This window comes from Vibrio sp. 10N.222.47.A9, assembly GCF_963872585.1.
Taxonomy (GTDB): domain Bacteria; phylum Pseudomonadota; class Gammaproteobacteria; order Enterobacterales; family Vibrionaceae; genus Vibrio; species Vibrio splendidus.
On sequence record NZ_CAWNBB010000037.1, the window covers coordinates 41847 to 61071 of the forward strand.

The 19225-nt window shown below is 44.9% G+C and carries 17 protein-coding genes; 9 read left to right on the plus strand and 8 right to left on the minus strand.

Annotated features, from left to right (window positions below):
- The first annotated feature begins 41 nt into the window (after positions 1-41).
- A complete protein-coding gene (gene fbp / locus AACT19_RS11210; protein WP_004735289.1) occupies positions 42-1052 on the plus strand; it encodes a class 1 fructose-bisphosphatase in 1011 nt (336 codons plus the stop codon).
- 90 nt (positions 1053-1142) lie between these two features.
- On the opposite strand, the gene AACT19_RS11215 is transcribed toward fbp, so the two are convergent.
- The 3 genes from AACT19_RS11215 to tamA are packed head-to-tail and all read right to left on the minus strand — an operon-like array spanning position 1143 to position 7013.
- A complete protein-coding gene (locus AACT19_RS11215) occupies positions 1143-1496 on the minus strand; it encodes a gamma-glutamylcyclotransferase family protein (protein WP_076646304.1) in 354 nt (117 codons plus the stop codon).
- 49 nt (positions 1497-1545) lie between these two features.
- The gene (tamB, locus tag AACT19_RS11220) at positions 1546-5304 is read right to left on the minus strand and encodes an autotransporter assembly complex protein TamB (protein WP_076646306.1); all 3759 of its coding nucleotides are present in this window, start codon (positions 5302-5304) and stop codon (positions 1546-1548) included.
- On the minus strand, positions 5301-7013 hold the full coding sequence (gene tamA, locus AACT19_RS11225; protein ID WP_076646308.1) for an autotransporter assembly complex protein TamA: 1713 nt from the start codon (positions 7011-7013) through the stop codon (positions 5301-5303). Before tamA ends, tamB begins: the two co-directional genes overlap by 4 nt.
- A 195-nt stretch (positions 7014-7208) precedes the next feature.
- On the opposite strand from tamA, the gene msrA reads away from it, so the two are divergent.
- The gene (gene msrA / locus AACT19_RS11230) at positions 7209-7838 is read left to right on the plus strand and encodes a peptide-methionine (S)-S-oxide reductase MsrA (protein ID WP_017092969.1); all 630 of its coding nucleotides are present in this window, start codon (positions 7209-7211) and stop codon (positions 7836-7838) included.
- 110 nt (positions 7839-7948) lie between these two features.
- On the opposite strand, the gene AACT19_RS11235 is transcribed toward msrA, so the two are convergent.
- The gene (locus AACT19_RS11235; protein WP_004735283.1) at positions 7949-8149 is read right to left on the minus strand and encodes a DUF1107 family protein; all 201 of its coding nucleotides are present in this window, start codon (positions 8147-8149) and stop codon (positions 7949-7951) included.
- 252 nt (positions 8150-8401) lie between these two features.
- Between AACT19_RS11235 and AACT19_RS11240 the strand changes: the two genes are divergently transcribed.
- The 7 genes from AACT19_RS11240 to AACT19_RS11270 all read left to right on the plus strand — a co-directional run bounded on the left by AACT19_RS11240 (position 8402) and on the right by AACT19_RS11270 (position 14191).
- Entirely contained in the window at positions 8402-8953 is a 552-nt protein-coding gene (locus tag AACT19_RS11240; protein WP_004735282.1) for a YtfJ family protein, read from the plus strand.
- A 90-nt stretch (positions 8954-9043) separates the two neighbouring features.
- Positions 9044-9334 carry a DUF2607 family protein gene (locus tag AACT19_RS11245; RefSeq protein WP_017078801.1) on the plus strand — a complete coding sequence of 97 codons (291 nt, stop codon included), beginning with the start codon at positions 9044-9046 and terminating at the stop codon, positions 9332-9334.
- Positions 9335-9375: 41 nt separating this feature from the next.
- Positions 9376-10113, plus strand: a complete 738-nt coding sequence (gene zrgA / locus AACT19_RS11250) for a zinc uptake protein ZrgA (protein WP_076646310.1) — start codon at positions 9376-9378, stop codon at positions 10111-10113.
- 139 nt (positions 10114-10252) lie between these two features.
- Positions 10253-10969, plus strand: a complete 717-nt coding sequence (locus AACT19_RS11255) for an ABC transporter ATP-binding protein (protein WP_076646312.1) — start codon at positions 10253-10255, stop codon at positions 10967-10969.
- A complete protein-coding gene (locus AACT19_RS11260) occupies positions 10966-12225 on the plus strand; it encodes an ABC transporter permease (protein WP_004735278.1) in 1260 nt (419 codons plus the stop codon). The genes AACT19_RS11255 and AACT19_RS11260 overlap by 4 nt, the downstream gene beginning before the upstream one ends.
- Positions 12226-12239: 14 nt before the next feature.
- A complete protein-coding gene (locus AACT19_RS11265; protein WP_004735277.1) occupies positions 12240-12755 on the plus strand; it encodes a DUF3299 domain-containing protein in 516 nt (171 codons plus the stop codon).
- 527 nt (positions 12756-13282) lie between these two features.
- The gene (locus tag AACT19_RS11270) at positions 13283-14191 is read left to right on the plus strand and encodes a TIGR03899 family protein (RefSeq protein WP_076646314.1); all 909 of its coding nucleotides are present in this window, start codon (positions 13283-13285) and stop codon (positions 14189-14191) included.
- Positions 14192-14357: 166 nt separating this feature from the next.
- Here the strand turns inward: AACT19_RS11270 and cysC are convergent, their stop codons facing one another.
- The 4 genes from cysC to cysD all read right to left on the minus strand — a co-directional run bounded on the left by cysC (position 14358) and on the right by cysD (position 19186).
- Complete coding sequence (gene cysC / locus AACT19_RS11275; RefSeq protein WP_076646316.1) at positions 14358-14978, minus strand: adenylyl-sulfate kinase; 621 nt, start codon at positions 14976-14978, stop codon at positions 14358-14360.
- A gap of 24 nt (positions 14979-15002) precedes the next feature.
- Complete coding sequence (locus AACT19_RS11280; protein ID WP_017080873.1) at positions 15003-16727, minus strand: SLC13 family permease; 1725 nt, start codon at positions 16725-16727, stop codon at positions 15003-15005.
- A 65-nt stretch (positions 16728-16792) separates the two neighbouring features.
- The gene (gene cysN / locus AACT19_RS11285) at positions 16793-18223 is read right to left on the minus strand and encodes a sulfate adenylyltransferase subunit CysN (protein WP_017083766.1); all 1431 of its coding nucleotides are present in this window, start codon (positions 18221-18223) and stop codon (positions 16793-16795) included.
- Positions 18224-18241: 18 nt separating this feature from the next.
- A complete protein-coding gene (gene cysD / locus AACT19_RS11290) occupies positions 18242-19186 on the minus strand; it encodes a sulfate adenylyltransferase subunit CysD (protein ID WP_226088532.1) in 945 nt (314 codons plus the stop codon).
- Positions 19187-19225: the final 39 nt, after the last annotated feature.

Genomic DNA, 19225 nt, shown 5'->3' on the forward strand with positions numbered 1-19225 from the left:
TCAAATCCCCCCTAATATTGAGAGAAGTTTAAGGAAATAACATGTCTGAGATGCGCACCCTTGGTGAGTTCATTGTTGCAAAACAAAGTGACTTTCCCCATGCAAGTGGTGATCTATCATCCCTTTTGTCATCAATTCGTCTTGCTGCGAAAATTGTTAACCGTGAAATCAACAAAGCAGGTCTTGTCGACATTACTGGCGCTGTTGGTACAGACAACGTTCAAGGTGAAGAGCAACAAAAGCTAGACCTTTACGCGAACGACAAATTTAAAGCGGCTCTAGAAGCTCGTGACCAAGTTTGTGGCGTTGCAAGTGAAGAAGAAGACGAAGCTGTTGCCTTCAATAAAGAGCTCAACAAAAACGCAAAATACGTTGTTCTGATGGATCCACTTGATGGTTCTTCAAACATCGATGTGAATGTATCGGTTGGTACGATTTTCTCTATCTACCGCCGAGTGTCACCGATTGGTACCCCACCAACACAAGAAGATTTCCTACAACCTGGACACAAACAAGTCGCAGCTGGTTACGTAATTTACGGTTCTTCAACCATGCTTGTTTACACAACAGGCGCTGGCGTCAATGGTTTCACCTACGACCCATCACTGGGTACCTTCTGTCTATCTCATGAAAACATGATGATCCCTGATGAAGGTAAGATCTACTCGATCAACGAAGGTAACTACTTCCGCTTCCCTACCGGTGTTAAAAAGTACATCAAGTACTGCCAAGAAGATGAGCCAAGTGATAACCGCCCTTACACTTCTCGTTACATTGGTTCTCTAGTATCAGATTTCCACCGTAACCTGCTGAAAGGCGGCATCTACTTATACCCAAGCACACAAAGCCACCCTCAAGGTAAACTACGTTTGCTTTACGAGTGCAACCCAATTGCTTTCCTTATGGAACAAGCGGGTGGTATCGCTTCAGACGGTGCTCAACGTATCATGGACATCAAACCAACTGAGTTACACCAACGTGTACCTTTCTTTGTTGGCTCAACAGACATGGTTCGCAAAGTAGAAGAGTTTCTTGAGCTTAACCGAGACTAATTCTCTCGTTTATTTCTCAAAATAACGTCATTAAAAAAGCCAGCATTTAGATGCTGGCTTTTTGTTTGATAACTCAAGGATATATAGCGGCTAACAGTTGTCCCGCTTACACCAGTCACCCGAAAGTATTTCTTTATTAGCTGTTAGATCAAGCTGATACAAATATACCCATGCTAATCCAAATATAGTCTCTATTTGCTCGCGACGATACTCAACAGGAACATCTTCTAGCCGATCGAGCGACTCCAAAATTTCGTCGTTAATGATATAGACCTCGCCAGCGACACTTTTCTTTCCGAAAATCATCGCCGGATACGCAACTAAATCAAAAAGTGAGTATTCCTCAGGTGTGTCAAACCTTCCTAAACACTCACACTGTTTTAAATAGTGGTGGTTCGATTGGTCTTTTCTCAATGTCCCATAAACAAAAACGAGGTGCTGCATACTCACTCCCTAGCATTCGTCCTCCGCTAATCAATCACCGCTCAAAGTGTTACTCAAATTCAAATTGATAGAGAAGATCCACAGCACTGTCTAGACCCGATACTGCCTCAACGTAGAGATCCTGCATCAATCGATAACGAACGGTAAACTCGCCTAACGAGTTAAAGATACCCACACCATATTTCACCTGTAAACCTGGGAGAATATAGCCGCTTACCGTAACCTGAGAGTCATCCCCAGAGCCTGCTGTATCCAGTTGTAAATCTTGTACACCAAAGGCTTCGCCGATTTCGCCAACAACCTTACCACTCTTCGCCAAACTCAAACCGATCAAGGTTGTTGTCATCGAACCGCTGGACTCACCATCGATATCTTGGCCACGCAGAATATAAGACAGCGCGTTCGCTTGTGGCATCGCTGGATCAGAGTAAATCTCGATGGTCGGCTCTGTCGCAGGGCCTGTAACTCGAATACCTGCGGTCACATCATCCTGAGTATTATCAGGGTTACGAATCGCATTGATGGCTACATATGGTTGATCCGGTGGACCATTCATTAGAATTTTACCCTCTTCGATCAAGAGGTCTTGCCCGAATGATTGGTAAGTACCATCGACGATATTCACTTCACCAGTGATGAATGGACCTTGGTCTTTTTGAGCTACATTAAGCTTACCAACCAAGTCGCCTTCAAGACCGAAGGCAGACAATTTAAAGTCATCACCAATGGAGATATTAATATTGGTCATCACATTGAATGGGATCGTATCTTCACTTTCAGGCTCAAGATCTTTGTTCAATATCACTTGATCGGAAGACACACCAACCGCTGACGGTGGTAAGTCTTCTACCACAATTCGTCCCCATGGTAGTGCAATATCACCGGTAATTTTCGCCAGTTCTGGTGTGACATCAATGGTCATATCAGGCACGACCTTAACCTTGACCATCGGCGGAATATCAACCATCAACTCATCGGCAAAAACTCTAACGTTAGAGTGCCATGCTTTAAGATCTTGCCAATCTCCGGTTCCCTCAATATCAAGGTGGCCGTCAGGCGTTTCTACATTCGCATCCAGTTTTGCACTATAACCATCAAAGTCGAGATCGATACGGCCATCTTTCACATCAACAGGCGTAACGTCGCCTTTGACTTGAATACCATCAACCGAGAACTGACCAAAAACTTGAGGGTGCATTAAAGAGCCTTTAACTTGAAGATCACTCTCAAGGTCGGCTTTCAATAGGCTGTACTCACCTAGGATTGGTTGCAAGAAATCGAGGTGGAACGTAGTCAGCTTAATTGCAGCATCGACCATTTTGTCTTCGGCAAGGATATCCGGTAACGACACCGTACCAGACAGGTCACCATTGTCGGAAACATCCAGCTTAAAATCGGCATCCAGTTTGTTGTCTTTCAACTGGGCATTCAATGCAATACTTTCCCAACCCAGTGTAATTGGCTCACCAACTTGTTGAACAACCTGACCTTTCGGCATATCAACACTTACCGTAACCTCAGGCTCACCTTGTTCAGACCACTTAGCATGGGCAGTCGCATTGACTAAGCCCTGTAATTGCGTCTCTTTAGGCACAAAGGCTTTAATCTGCTCGAAATCAAATTGATTGATGGCCACCTTGGCCTCACCCGATTTTCCGACACGAACATCTTCATCCAAGCACACACTCGAACCAGATTGTTTCCAACAGTGCGCTTGAACATCGGCAAACTGTTTATCGACATCCGCCTTTATCGCGACAGGTTGATCTAATACCCAAGGACCTTGCTGAGTAGTTATTTTGACGCGATCTAACGACCCATCCCAAATAATAGAAGGCTTTTGAATCAACTCACCAGAGATGGCCAAACTTGTCGACACGATGTCAGATATCACATCAAGTGTCACTGTGTGTTTCTTCTCGCCACCACTCACCGTGAGATCAATGCTTTCCACACTTTGATCTTGATAGGTTAAGTTCTTAGCTTTGAGTACAAGATCAGCTTGAGCCTCAGGTAATGGAAGAGGAACCACAGAGCCATTAAGCGACAAGGATTCGAGTGTTGCTTCGTTATTCCAATCGACCTTATCAACATTTAAAGCAAGATCGACTTCAGGCTCTTTCGTTGGGCCGCTAAGTTGGATGCTACCGATCACTCTACCTTTCAGCTCAGGACTACTTTTTGCAAGCTCAGGGAAGAAGATCTCAACGCCCATGTCCCATTGCTTATCAAGTTGCCCCTGTGCTTTAATCGAGTTAACACCATGAGCCAAGCTCAAACCGCTGGTTTTCAGCTTTGGTTCACCGCTCGCACTGCGATCCGACGCTGACAACTGACCTTCGATATCCAGAGGGTATTCTCGCAAGATCCCTTCAATATCCAACTTAGGCAGTTCAATCGCCCAACCGCCCGCTTCCGTCAACTCACCCGAGGTGACGATGCTTCCGCTAATGTTACCCTCGGCTTCTGGCCACTGTAGGCCCGGTTGAATATCTTTGAGTGCAACGTCAGCTTGCCAGTTAACGAGACTCTTCCAATTCGCTTTAACGACACCGTTAAGTTCACCGCCTAGCGTGTTTAGCTTTAGACGCTCGAGCTCAATCTGTTCCGTCGTGCCTTTACCCTGCAGATCGATGGCTAACTCAGGGATTTCCTTACCATCGGCCTCACCTTTAAGTAGAACATTGAAGCCATCTAGTGAGCCATCAGCTTTGAATTGCTCAATTGTCGCTTGGTAATCGCTTTTTCCGGTAAGAGGCCACTGCGCTTGTCCGCCCTCTAAAAGAAGGTCAAATGGTAGAGTTGGCTCTAAGGGTTGAATATCCCCAGACAGCTTTGCCTCAATCAGCTCAGAAAACTCGGAATCTAGGTTTAGTTTAGCTACGCTACCTTGCGCTTTCAGGGATAGCTTCTGCCCAGCAAGGTCGGTTTCTTTCACTAACGCATCCAAAGACAGCTCTAGCGGATAGTCGCCCTTGAGCTCAACTTTCGTCGTTAGATTTGCGCTTACTTGTGGCATATCGAGTTCGAGAGTGGAAACATCAACCGTGTGTTTACCCGCGCGAGCCTCTAACCCAAGGTGATTAATAACGATTGGCGTTTCTTGTTCTAAGGTGAAACGGTTTAGGTCAAAACGCTCAAGTACAACCTGCAAAGGAATTAAGACTTCAGGCAGCTCGATAGCCGTTTTAGTGGCAACCTCTGGTTCTACCGTTTCTGTTTGCGGTTCTTCTGTCGATTCAGCAAGCTTAATTTTTAGGTCATTGAACAAGGTTGGCGATACCGTCAGCGTTTCTCCCTGCATGCTCAGAGCCGTTGAGAACAAACCCCATTCGATTTCATGACCCAAGATATTCAATTTGATATCAGACAACGCGATACGGTTGATCACAATTGGCAACGGTGTTTTTACCGATGTTACGGGCAGAGTCGGTTCTGTTTCTTCTGTAGAGGGTGGAGGCAGTTCAGTAAATGCGAAGTCCAACCCTTGAATCGCTAAACGATCAACACACAGCTTAGGATCAAGTAAACAACGAGGGTTAATAGCCAAGTTCAGCTTTTGAACCTTGGTGTCGATATGCAGGCTGTCATCTTTAAACTGAACATTATTAAGCGTAAAGCTTGGGAACAGGGCCCCTTTAGTACTTTCCACTTCAAGTTGTGGTAATGCTTTTTCAGCGCCCCACAACACGGTGTTCAACCCTGGATTCGTGAACAAAACAAAACCGAGCAGGGCTATCAACAATAGCAAAATAGACGTCAATGAAATCGACGTCCATTTCAGGCACTTGCCCATCACTTTGATCATAATTCAGGTCCTAAACTAAAGTGCAGTTGGAACTCATCGCCTTTCTTCGCATCTAGGCCCCAAGCAAAATCTAGACTCACTGGGCCAACGGGGGACGCCCAACGCACCCCGACACCGGTGCCGTGCTTCCACTCTGGCTTGTCATTAAATGCATCACCAATATCGTAGAATGCAGCGCCCCACCAGTTTCCAACCAAGCGGTATTGGTATTCAAACGAACTGGTTGCGATAAATTTTGCACCCGTTAGAGCGCCACTTTCATCGCGCGGAGAGATCGACTCATAGCCATAACCACGAATACTGTTATCACCACCGGCAAAGAATCTTAGGGAAGGAGACAGCTTCTCAAACTCGTCGGCAAAGTTACCGCCAAATTGAAGCCGAGTTAGACCTCGGTGGTTATCGCCAATGCTTCGAATCCAAGCGGTTTGGCCTTGAAAACGAACAACCTTAGTTTCAGATAACAAGGTATCATCAGCCGCTTCAAACATAATGGTTTGTTTATCGCCCCACATCGGCATCGAACCACCTCGCGTTCGAGTTCGTGAGAAAGAGAAACCCGGCAAAACAAACTGTGCCAAGTCATCTTGTAAACCTTGTTCATAGTTTTCGACCAAGTATCGAATGAACACCGTGCGTTGCCAGCCATTGTCCAGGCGCCAATATCTTTCTAAGGCAAGGTTTGATTCCAAACTCTTGGTATCACGATTATCCAAATTTTTCATACCGTACTTAACTTGGTAGTAGTCATTAAGTACGTCATCCAATGGGATTTTATAAGCTGCAGTGATCGTCTGCTCAGGCTTGGAGATCGACAAGCTACTATTGAAGCTATGGCCTCTGTCATTAACCCAAGGTTTTTTCCATTTAAGAGTGCCTTTCACACCAAGGTCTGTTGAGACACCGATACCCGTTTCGATTTGGTTACGAGCTTGCGGAGCAAGGCTAACCTTCATCGGGATTTCTCGGCCTTCGCCTAACTGGCTTAAATCTGGCTCAACAAATACCGAGGAGAACCAATCTGTATTCGACAAGTTTTGGTTGTACTCGCCGACTTTGGTAATTGAGTAAGGTTCGCCATCTTCAAACGGCTTGAGAGATTGAACTTTGTCATCTTCAATTTGACTGCCCGTCACTGTGGTTGTGCCAAAGTGGTAGCGTATACCACTGTTATAATGAAGGCGGACATAAGCGCGGTTTAATTCAGGAGCGACTTCTAGCTTGCTAAGATCATACGCCCCATCGAAGTAGCCTTTCGCTAATCCAAGGTTGCGGATCGATGATTTCAAAGAATCATAATTGCCATGATTCAGAATCGAACCTTTAGACAACTTACTCTTAGCTATTAAAGCCAAAAAGTCAGGATCATCTTTGGCTTCACCAGTCAGAACGATATCTGAGGTATAAATAACAACAGGCTCTCCCGGCTCAACCGTAACGGTCATTTCGGTATCATCTTCGGAGTGAGAAAATGTGATATTAGGGTGGTAGTAACCTAACGCATTCAGGGCTTCTTTTATCATAGACTCCAAGCGAGATTGGAACCTTAATGAAACCGAGTACTCTTCTTCAGGAATCGCACTCAGATAAGCATCAACATTATCCTCAAGCGCTCCATTAAGCCCTTTAATTTCAAGGGAAACATCAGCGAAAGCGAGCGTCGATGACAATAGAGTGCCAATCAGAACTGGTAAAGTTTTTCTTATCATGCTTAATTGGTGAAGAAGTTATCAATACGTTAATAAATGAAAAGAAATAATACCGCTAAAAAGACATTGAGTCTGTAATAAATCTTGGAATAACACGGTCTAATTTAAAGACTTAATCAATATGAACCAGCCGTTAATATGAACCTGGATCTAATATTAACTTACGCGGTAAACGTATGCGAAAAGGAATATAACATGCTAAACAAACAACAACTGGTTTCCGCAGCAACCGCATTACCGGGAAATGCAGACCCAATCCGAATCACTGAGCGCCATTTTGTCAATCAAACTGACTTGCTCGATGCTCCTATGGGTTCCCAACAAGAAGTCCTACTTGGTATGGGATGCTTTTGGGGAGCTGAGCGTTTGTTTTGGCAGCTTGATGGTGTTATTTCCACATCCGTTGGCTACGCTGGTGGATACACAGTCAATCCCACTTATGAGCAGGTATGCAGCGGACAAACCGGTCATACTGAAGTCGTTCGTGTCATTTTTGATAGCGAACAAACATCTTTAGCTCGAATACTTGAGACCTTTTGGGAGCGCCATAACCCCACCCAAGGGATGCGCCAAGGCAACGACTTAGGGACTCAGTACCGTTCCGCGATATACACATTCAGCGAACAGCAACAAGCCGTCGCCGAGCACTCTAAACGTGAATATCAACGAGCAATGACTGAATCATTAGGCAACGAGATCACGACGGAAGTTCTGCCTGCTGGAAAATATTTTTTCGCAGAAACCTACCACCAACAATACCTAGCCAAAAATCCTAACGGTTACTGTGGGTTGGGCGGTACGGGTGTCTGCTTCCCTCCGCAATAATGTGTGTTAGGCATACAAACTAGAACAACATCCATTAAAAAAGAGCTTCCGCTAGGAAGCCCTTTTTCATTGGAAATCTATTTGACGCAATGCAAATCTATAACAGTCAGTTACACCGGCAGCGCAGCAATCGTGCCGTTAACTTCTTTAAAAATAGTGAGCTTTTGCTTGTCTGAAACTTCAGGAAGAAGCACTTTGCCTTGGTCGAAGCGAAACTCTCCGATACCCTCAATAGCAAACTGGCCTTTGAACAGGACTTTAACGAAACGCGCCACCTGATGTGGACGGTAAGTAGAAAATTTTCTTAACATAATACAACCTCAATTCCATTTGAGTACTACAGTCACGTACCTGAACACCACCGTATTCAAAGCACATTCAATCGCTAATTCCTTTAGCAAACAGCAAGATAATCTATTGTTCATCTCGATATTGATGCATTATACCTTTTGGTAACAAGCCTGCAACTTATTTCTACGTCGTACGATAAAAAAGTTAAAGAGGCATTTTTCAAATTTCATATTATACTTCCAGAGCAAACCAATAAGCGGAACAAAAATATAATGAAAAACAAAACTCTACTGGCTTTTTTAGCCGCAGCCTCTCCACTCTTAGCCAATGCTCACAACTTATCTGTAGGTGAAACTCTGCCTGCTGTCGATGTTAGCAACTATGGTGAAATCGTACTAAACGACGGAAATACTGGATATCAAGCTTGGGCAACCAACGCTCTTCTAGGTAAAGTTCGCGTCGTTCAAGCTATTGCAGGCCGTAGCAGCTCGAAAGAGCTCAACGCACCACTGATGGCAGCCATCACAGCATCGAAATTCGCAGAAGACAGCTACCAAACCACGACCATCATCAACCAAGATGATGCGATTTGGGGTACTGGGTCTTTTGTTAAATCGTCAGCAGAAAGTAGCAAAGAAGAATTTCCATGGTCTTCTATGGTGCTAGATGAAGACGGCACGGTAGCGTCATCATGGGCTTTAAAAGAAGAAAGCTCTGCGATTATCGTTCAAGACAAGCAAGGTAAAATCTTGTTTGTTAAAGAAGGGGCATTAAACGAATCAGAAGTCACTCAAGTCATTGAGTTGATTAAAGCGAGCCTTTAATAAGATATTCGCGTCTTTTTCGAGACCTGACCAAAGGATATTGTTATATTATAACAGTATCCTTTTTTAATTCTGTGGTTAAACATACTCATGTGGCAAAACACACCTAACAATGTGAAACGCAAAACAGGCTTCTTGCTTGGGCTGATGCTCATGTTAAGCGTGTTAGCGGCAACACATATGGTGGATATTGACCCCGATCACCACACTTCGCATCACTGTGAGCTGTTTTCGATAAATCAGTTCATTACTGCGCACTCACTGCCACAAGTTCCAGAGTTCCATTCAGAATTTACAGCCACTATTACAGAGTCAGTAATTTCGTTACAGCGCCTGTATTTCGCTTATTTAGCACGTTCACCTCCTGTAAATATCGCTTAATTACCACTACTTTTTAATTAACCTTTATTCAGGAAAAAAACATGAAACCTACTATTTTAGCCGTTGTTATCGGCATGACTGTCTCTACTAATGTTCTAGCTAACGAAGAATTCCGCTCTCACGAAGCACACGTGCACGGTAAAGTTGAAGTGAACATCGCTCAAGATGGGCAAGAGCTGCTTGTTGAAGTAACAGCTCCCGGCGCTGATGTGGTTGGCTTTGAACATGCTCCAGAAACTGCCGAGCAAAAGAAAGTGTTTGAACAAGCGATTGCGCAACTGAACAAGCCAGAAGAACTATTTGGTTTCAACAATGCAAGCTGTACTTTGAAGTTCAAGTCAGTGACGAACACCCTAGAAGACGATCATGATGACCATGAAGGCCATGACCACGCTGAAGGCGAACATGACGACCACGAAGGTCATGACCACGCTGAGCACGATCATGACGACCACAAAGACCATGACCACGCGGAACACGATCATGACGACCACAAAGGCCATGACCATGCTGAGCACGATCATGGTGACCACGAAGGCCATGACCATGCTGAGCACGATCATGATGACCACGAAGGCCATGACCACTCAGAAGGCGGCCACGGTGAGTTCACTGTCGAGTACCACTACCAATGTTCTGACATTGAAAAACTGGATACCGTGAATACTCAGTGGTTCTCTAAGTTCAGCAACACAAAATCAATGACTGTGAACCTGCTAACTGACAGTGCTCAAATTCAAGAAGTACTTAACGCAGATCGTATTAGTTTTCGATTCTAATTAGCATTAGATTGAATTAAACGTAGATAAGCAGCCAAGTAAGTATTCACTTACTTGGCTGTACAAATCGGTGTGCTCTGGGAATTTATTATTCTAATAACTGTCCAGTAGAGACACCGCTTTAATTATTGGAGCTAATATGTCTTTTGACAGTTCATCACTTGTGGTCAAACTCGAAAATATCAGCTTTCGTTGGAAGCCTGAATTGCCCCCAACGCTAGAGATCCTCTCACTGCATATCCAAGCTCAAGAGCACCTTTTCATCAAAGGGCCTAGTGGTTGCGGGAAATCAACATTGTTAGGGTTACTGACCGGAATCAACCAAGCTGAACAAGGCGAAGTATCTATCCTTGGCCAAGATCTCACACAGCTAACACCTCGCCAGAGAGACAAATTCAGAGCCGATCATATTGGTTATATATTCCAACAATTTAACCTGCTTCCTTACTTGTCAGTCATCGACAACGTGACGCTTCCTTGTCAGTTTTCTAAGATTCGTAAGCAGCAAGTCACTGAAAGTCAGAACAGCCTGCAAGCAACCGCTCAAGAGTTGTTGCTCAGATTAAAGCTACCTCAAGCTCTAATGGACAACCCCGTTACCGAGTTGAGTATTGGTCAACAACAACGTGTTGCTGCCGCTCGTGCTTTGATCGGCCAACCCAAAATCATTATTGCCGACGAACCGACATCGGCTCTGGATCATGACAACCGAGAAGCCTTTATCGAACTGTTGCTAGAACAAGCGAATCAGGCGGGTTCTACCCTGATCTTTGTTAGTCACGATCCAACATTAGAAAAACTGTTCACTCGAACCATAGATTTAAAAACCGTTAACCAAGCTAAGGTTGTCGTATGAAAGTAATTACTCACTTAGCCTTAAAAAGCGTACTCAACCGTAAAGCCACAGCCATTCTAACTATTCTCACTGTGGCGGTGTCAGTTATTCTATTACTCGGTGTGGAACGTGTAAGAACCGAAGCTAAGAGCAGCTTTGCGAATACGATTTCAGGTACTGACCTTATCGTCGGTGGCCGCTCTGGTCAGGTAAACCTGCTGCTTTATTCCGTATTTAGAATCGGTAATGCGACCAACAACATCGACTGGAAAAGCTATGAAGAATTTAGCCAGCACAACGCTGTAAAGTGGGCCATCCCAATCTCATTGGGTGATTCACATAAAGGCTTCCGCGTAATGGGCACGAACCATAGCTACTTCGAGAATTATCGCTATGGAAGTAAGCAACCACTTACGTTTCAGCAAGGTAAAGAGTTCAATCAGCTATTTGATGTCGTGATTGGTGCCGATGTCGCGAAGAAGTTAGATTACAAGATTGGTGATCACATCATTCTGGCGCACGGTATCAGTGATGTCGCCTTCAGTCGCCACGACAACCTGCCCTTCACCATTGTCGGAATACTCGCGCCAACCGGCACACCAGTAGATAAAACGGTGCATGTTTCGTTAGAGGCCATTGAAGCGATTCACGTTGGTTGGGAATCGGGGGCTAACCTCGGGCACACACCGAATGCTGAAGCGCTAAAGCAACGTGACTTCCAACCGAAGCAGATTACCGCGATGATGGTTGGCCTTAAATCGAAGATCCAAACCTTTGCACTGCAACGAGAAATCAATAACTACCGCCAAGAGCCTTTGAGCGCCATTATGCCAGGCATTGCGCTTCACGAATTATGGGGAATGATGGCAGTAGCAGAACAAGCACTACTGATTGTTTCAGGGTTTGTTGTAATCGCAGGACTGTTAGGGATGCTGAGTAGTCTACTCACTAGCTTGCAAGAAAGACGTCGAGAGATGGCCATTCTGCGCGCGATGGGAGCAAGGCCTCGTCATGTGTTTGGTTTACTGATCAGTGAAGCAAGTGCCCTAACCTTCCTCGGTATCACATTAGGTGTTGCCGTGTTGTTTGCCCTGATCGCAGTAGTTGCTCCTATTGTGCAACAAAGTTATGGTATCAACATATCGATATCCGCAATCACACCTCATGAGTGGAAACTGCTTATGTTGGTGCAAGTTGCTGGAATCATTATCGGCTTCATTCCCGCTTTCAGGGCTTACCGTCAGTCATTGTCTGATGGCATGACTATTCGAATCTAAAATAGGAACCTACGATGCAACGCAAATTCCTACTGATACTTGGGTTACTAATGTTCCCATTTATCAGCACAGCTCACGCTGAAACCACTCAGACTGACGAATCGGTATTAACACTCGATTGGATTGACTTGATTCCAGAATCAGAGCGAGCACAACTCGACTCATTTGGCATGCCGATGGTTAACCACGACAGCATGGACAAACCTCAACAATCGACACTTGGCGCTGTTCGCCCAGAACTGAATGGCAGCACAGTCAAAATTCCTGGCTTTGTGATTCCATTGGAAGGCGATGAGAACATGATCACTGAGTTTCTGCTGGTACCGTACTTTGGCGCATGTATCCACGTGCCACCGCCACCACCAAACCAAATCATCTACGTGAAGTTCCCTAAAGGTGCACCAATCCAGCAGCTATGGGATGTGATCTATTTAGTGGGTACGCTGAAAACTGAGTCAATAAGCCATGACTTGGCGCAAACCGGTTATCTTATTGAAGGTACTGCGATTGAAGAATATGACGACATGTAGTCATTAGAAGGGTGGCTCAAGGATGAGCTGCCGTCACTGAACGAGTGAGATCATTCAATAACAGTTTAATAACGATTATTTTATTCTAAATTACGCGATGTAATTAGATAAGTACGCTAGAACAGCGACATAAGTAGCGAGTAATAACCCTATACTAAGCTGTTTCTTCAGCTTGTTATCATTGACTTGATTCATAACTCCTCCTTGAGAATTACAACAAATTTAACATTTTATTATCATTAGCAAAAGTAAAATTTTGTTGAAACCTTCAACTCTGCACGCAAAATCTAGCCACCAATAAGATAAAGAGTTACATTTTAGACAGTTATACCAATCACAATAAGTAAGTGTTCAGAAATAGCGTAGGAAAAAGGCTTGAGAACAAGGAAGCTCTTTTCAATAAATAGTTTTGATAAGTAGTTATTCTACAATCAAAAATTCTAACGCTGTTATCGAGCGTTTTAACAAGCTAGGGCGAGCAATTAATTACTACGATTGGTGTTGGGTCGTCTCCTTACGGTACTCTTATGTCAGAAACTAAACAGCCAGTGATCATTGAGCATGCTAGCGATACACAGCAAAAGCATGAGAAAAAGCCTCATATTGCCGACAGTGCAAGCAGAATGCTGCACATCGCACAAAACTTCGGCCTCGATTCCTTAATTAGTCATAGTACAAAGCCAAACGATAAAGCTGAGAGTACGCTTATCGAACGGGCACTATTACGAGAGAAAAAACGTAGAGAGCTTCGCCAAAAGAACCTAGAACAGATTCTAAAGTTGGCACACTCTTCATGTAAGGATGAAGCAGCTGGAGACCCTGATCAGGACTGGCTATACCGTTTCTTCGATATGGCACAAGAGATCCACAATACATCGATGCAGAGGCTATGGGCTCAAGTACTGAAACGAGAAGTCACCAACCCAGGCTCGACGTCGATGAAGGCACTTCAGATCTTAAAAGACATGACACCAAAAGAAGCGCTCACCCTGCAAAGAGCCGCGTCACTGGGTTGTAGCTTTGGTAGTGATAACAGCAGAAAACTATTACTCGGCTTTAAATCCCATGCTGGAATCTTCAGCTTTGGCAAAAGAGACACCACCAACACCATCAACCTTGGTGGACACAACCTGCCCTACTCTAGTTTGCTCCACTTGATTGAGCTCGGGATTATTCTAGGAACAGAATTAGAATCTGGAGAGATTGATTTCGACCCAGCCCTACACCTGACTTATCAAGGTAAGAGCATGTCACTGGCGCCTATTTCAAAAGGGGTTAAACTGGTTTACTACCGATTCAGTCCAACAGGTAATGAGCTGTGCACCTTACTTGGCAACAAACCCAACATGCAGTATTACGATCAACTGATTGCACTATTAAGCCAGAAATTCACGGTTCAGACAGAAGTGAAAAGCAGTGTGAATTACACCGTCTAGGCACTCGACGGTGCAAAAAATAGACGGTGTAAAAAGTGAAGAATATCGAGAAGAATAAAGAGAATCTAGAGGATAGGTTTCTTGTCTCGGTAAACCAAGGCTGCACTATTTATCGGTCGTGAATAAGCAGATAAACAGCTGAGTAGCCTCAGTCATACCAACGATCTCAATTGGCTAAGATATTACGCTTCTCTAAAGCATCAATACACAATTCAACCAGTTCATCGAGTGTCTTCTCACCCGCAGGTAGATCTATCTCAGGATTCTGAGGCGCTTCGTACACTGAGCTAATGCCAGTAAAATTCGGGATTTCTCCAGCACGCGCTTTCTTATACAAACCTTTAGGATCACGCTGTTCGCAAACCTCAAGTGGTGTATTGACGAACACCTCAAGAAACTCACCTTTCGGCAATAAATCACGCACCAACTGTCTCTCCGCTTGATGTGGAGAAATAAACGCTGACAACACGATCAAACCCGCATCCGCCATCAATTTAGCAAGTTCACCAATACGACGAATATTCTCTCGGCGATCCTGCTCAGAGAAGCCAAGGTCGCTACATAACCCATGACGCACATTATCGCCATCCAATAAGTAAGTATGGTAACCAAGCTGTGCCAAGCGATTTTCTAATGCTCCAGCGACTGTCGACTTCCCAGAACCAGATAATCCCGTGAACCAGAGCACTGCTGGCTTTTGTGATTTCAGATCAGAGCGAAATGTTTTATCAATCGAGTGTTGATGCCACACAACATTCTCATCTTTTGGTTTGAGTACTGCGGTCATAATTAGTCCTTTAAATAAACAGCATTAAAATGGGAAAAAATAAGGAATTAGGGTCAGCACCAAACCCGAATAAACAATCGAGATTGGGATGCCGATGCGCAGATAATCCGTAAGGTGGTAATTACCTACGCTATAAACAAGTAAGTTGGTTTGGTAGCCGTATGGCGAGATAAAACTGGCACTGGCACCAAACAGAACCGCCATAATAAACGGCATTGGGTCAACGCCATAACCGACAGCCATACTGTAGCCAATTGGGAACGAGAGTGCCGCTGCCGCATTGTTGGTCACCAACTCAGTCAGGACCAACGTCATGAAATAGGTCGCGACTAGCGCTCCAAACACGCCCCAGCCATTAAAGGCTTCCATAAACATCAGCCCCATTCGCTCAGACAACCCAGATGAAATCATCAGTTGAGCAATAGAGAGTGCCGAACCAACGATCACGACAATATCGACGGGGAAGCGGCGGCGAAGCTCACCAAGTTGTACTACACCAAATGCCACCAGCAATAATAAAAATCCCGCCAGCCCTTTAATAATCGGGACTACATCAGCGAGCGATAACCCAATCACACTGGCAAAACCGAGCAACACAAACGTCGATTTATCGGCATCAAGCTTGGCGCTTGAGTCTAGGTCGTTCATCAACACAAACTCTTTATTGTGTTGTTGACGCTGTTCTTCAAAACGTTTTCCTGGAACCAAAATCAAGGTATCGCCAGCGGTTAATGTGATATTCCCTAGGCCACCTTCAAGGCGTTCATGACCACGACGAATGGCAACCACAACCGCATCGAAGCGATCTCTAAACTGGCTGGTCTTGAGGGTTTTATTACAGAAGCTTGCCGATGAACTGACTACGACCTCAACAAAGCTCTGGCCGTTCAGGTGGTGCTGACCAAACAGAGTTAGCCCTTGGATCTCTTGCAGTGTCGCAACACTCTCGACATCACCACAAAACAGTAGTCGATCACGAGCTTGAAGAATAAAATCAGGGTCAATAGACGCGGTTGTTTTACCGTCTCGAATCACTTCCGCTAAGAACAGTTTTCTCAATGCTCTGAGGTTATTCTCGCTGACGCTGCGGCCAACTAAAGGAGAACCCGGCTCAACTCGCGCCTCGAGAAAGTAAGGCAGATCATCTTGAGAACCATCATCGTAGCTGGGTAAGAAGTAGCTCAGAGGAATGAGGATCAACACACCGCCGACCAACACCGCTAAACCGATCAAGGTCGGTGTAAAAAAGTTTAAGCTTGGCAGTCCAGCATCTTCAACAAAGCTATTGATGATCAAGTTGGTAGAGGTGCCGATCAATGTCAGGGTTCCACCTAAGATGGCAGCGTATGACAAAGGGATAAGCAGTTTAGATGGCGCATGTTGTTGATTACGTTTGATCGCCCCGATCAAAGAAACAACCACCGCCGTGTTATTAGTAAAAGAAGAAAGTAACGCTGTGGAAATACCCAACTTCGCAACCACGGTACCTAGCCTACCTTCAGAGATATTACGGCTAACCCAACTGATTAAGCGAGTTTTCTCCAACGCACTTGATGCGAGGATAAGAAGAATTAAAGTCAGTAACGAGGAGTTAGTGAAGTTATTGGCTAAGCTCGACAAATCGATCATACCAGCCATAAAAGCAATAAACGCCGCGCCAGCAAAGATAAAGCTTGGCTTAATACGGGTAACGAGCAGGCAAGTAATGATGCCGAGCAAAATCGCTAATACAAATCCTTGTTGCCACATATACCCGTCCTTTATGGCGGAAACGATGGGTTTCCGCCTGATTCAATAAGCTGTTACTTAGTCGTTTATGACTTCAGTAATTGGCTTAGATCTTTGGCATCCCAATGAGGGAAGTGCTTGCGTACCAATGCGTTGAACTCAAGTTCAAATGCAGAGAAGTTACCGACTTGCTGTTCAACAGAGTCCAAACGGTCTCGAATCAAACCAGCACCCACCGTCACGTTAGTCAGGCGGTCGATAACGATGAAACCACCGGTATCAGCACTCTCACGGTATTTATCCAACGCGACAGTCTCGTTCAATGACCATTCACACAAGCCAATACCATTCAGTGGTAACTCATCAACTGCGTAAGTCGACAAGTTGTTGATGTCATATTGGTGACGAACCGTTTCAACCTGACCGACGGTTTTCTTGCCTGCGATTTTGATGTCGTAAGCTTTGCCCGGTTGCAGTGGTTGCTCTGTCATCCATACGATGTCAGCCAATACATGGTTAGTTGATTCAATTTGAGCATTTTCCAGCACAATCAAATCACCACGGCTGATATCGATTTCATCTTCAAGAGTCAGTGTTACTGCCAAGCCCGCTTGTGCTGATTCAAGTTCACCATCAAAAGTCACAATGCTTGCCACCTTAGAGGTTTTACCTGAAGGCAACGCCTTGATTTCATCACCCACGCTGACACGACCAGAAGCCACGGTGCCGGCAAAGCCACGGAAATCTAAGTTAGGACGATTGACATACTGCACAGGGAAACGGAATTCGCCCGCAGAACGTTTTTGGTCAATGTCGACGTTCTCTAACACTTCTAATAGAGATGGACCTTCAAACCATGCAAGCTCTTTGCTTGGTGCTGCAACGTTAATGCCTTCAAGCGCGGAAACCGGCAGAATTTGAATGTTAGTTTCGCCTTCTAGGTTTTCAGCAAACTCTAGATACTGATCGCGAATCTCTTCAAAACGATCTTGCGAGTACTCGACGAGATCCATTTTGTTGACTGCGACGATGAAGTGCTTCAAACCAAGCAGGTTAGAAATAAACGAGTGACGACGGGTTTGATCCAGAACGCCCTTACGAGCATCAATCAAGATCACCGCTAGATCACACGTTGAAGCGCCTGTTGCCATGTTGCGCGTGTACTGCTCATGCCCTGGGGTATCAGCAATAATGAATTTACGCTTTTGAGTCGAGAAGTAACGATAAGCCACATCGATCGTAATCCCTTGCTCACGCTCAGCCTGCAAGCCATCAACAAGCAGTGCTAAATCAGGTTTCTCACCTGTGGTACCCACTCGTTGGCTATCAGAGTGAACCGCTGCTAGCTGATCTTCATAAATCTGTTTTGTATCATGGAGTAAGCGACCGATTAACGTACTTTTACCGTCATCTACCGAGCCACAAGTTAAAAATCTAAGCATAGATTTATGCTGATGCTGACTTAGATAACCTTCAATCCCTAGTTCAGCCAATTCGGCTTCTACTGCACTATTCATTTTTCTTTCCTTAGATTCTTAGAAATAACCTTGGCGCTTTTTCAGCTCCATAGAGCCCGACTGATCATGGTCAATTGCTCGACCTTGACGCTCACTAGACGTCGCCACCAGCATCTCTTCAATAATGCCTGTTAGCGTATTCGCCTCAGATTCAACCGCTCCGGTTAATGGGTAACAGCCTAAAGTACGAAAACGAACGCTTTTCTCTTCAATCACTTCACCTTCTTGCAACTCCATACGGTCATCATCAACCATGATCAGCATGCCATCACGCTCAACTACAGGGCGTTTGTCTGAAAGGTAGAGTGGAACAATATCGATGCTCTCTAGGTAGATGTATTGCCAGATATCAAGCTCAGTCCAGTTAGATAGTGGAAAGACACGAATGCTTTCGCCCTTATTCACCTGACCGTTGTAGGTGTGCCAAAGCTCTGGACGCTGGTTTTTTGGATCCCACGTATGGTTCTTATCGCGGAAAGAGTAAACACGTTCTTTCGCACGAGATTTTTCTTCATCACGACGCGCACCACCAAAAGCCGCATCGAACCCATACTTGTTTAACGCCTGCTTAAGGCCCTGTGTTTTCATGATGTCAGTGTGCTTCGAAGAACCATGTACAAATGGGCTACAACCCATCTCAATACCTTCTGGGTTCTTATGTACTAAAAGGTCGAAGCCGTACTTTTTAGCCGTACGATCACGAAACTCAATCATCTCGCGGAATTTCCAATCCGTATCTACATGCAATAGCGGGAATGGAATCTTGCCTGGATAAAACGCTTTGCGAGCTAAATGAAGCATCACAGAAGAATCTTTTCCGATGGAGTACATCATCACTGGGTTATCAAACTCAGCCGCTACTTCACGGATAATATGAATACTTTCCGCTTCGAGCTGTTTTAGGTGGGTTAAACGTTCTTGGTCCATTTCAGTGCTTCCTTTAAGGCTCGCGTTACGAGCAATTCATTACTTGGTCTTGCCAAGCAAGGGATTTAACTCATC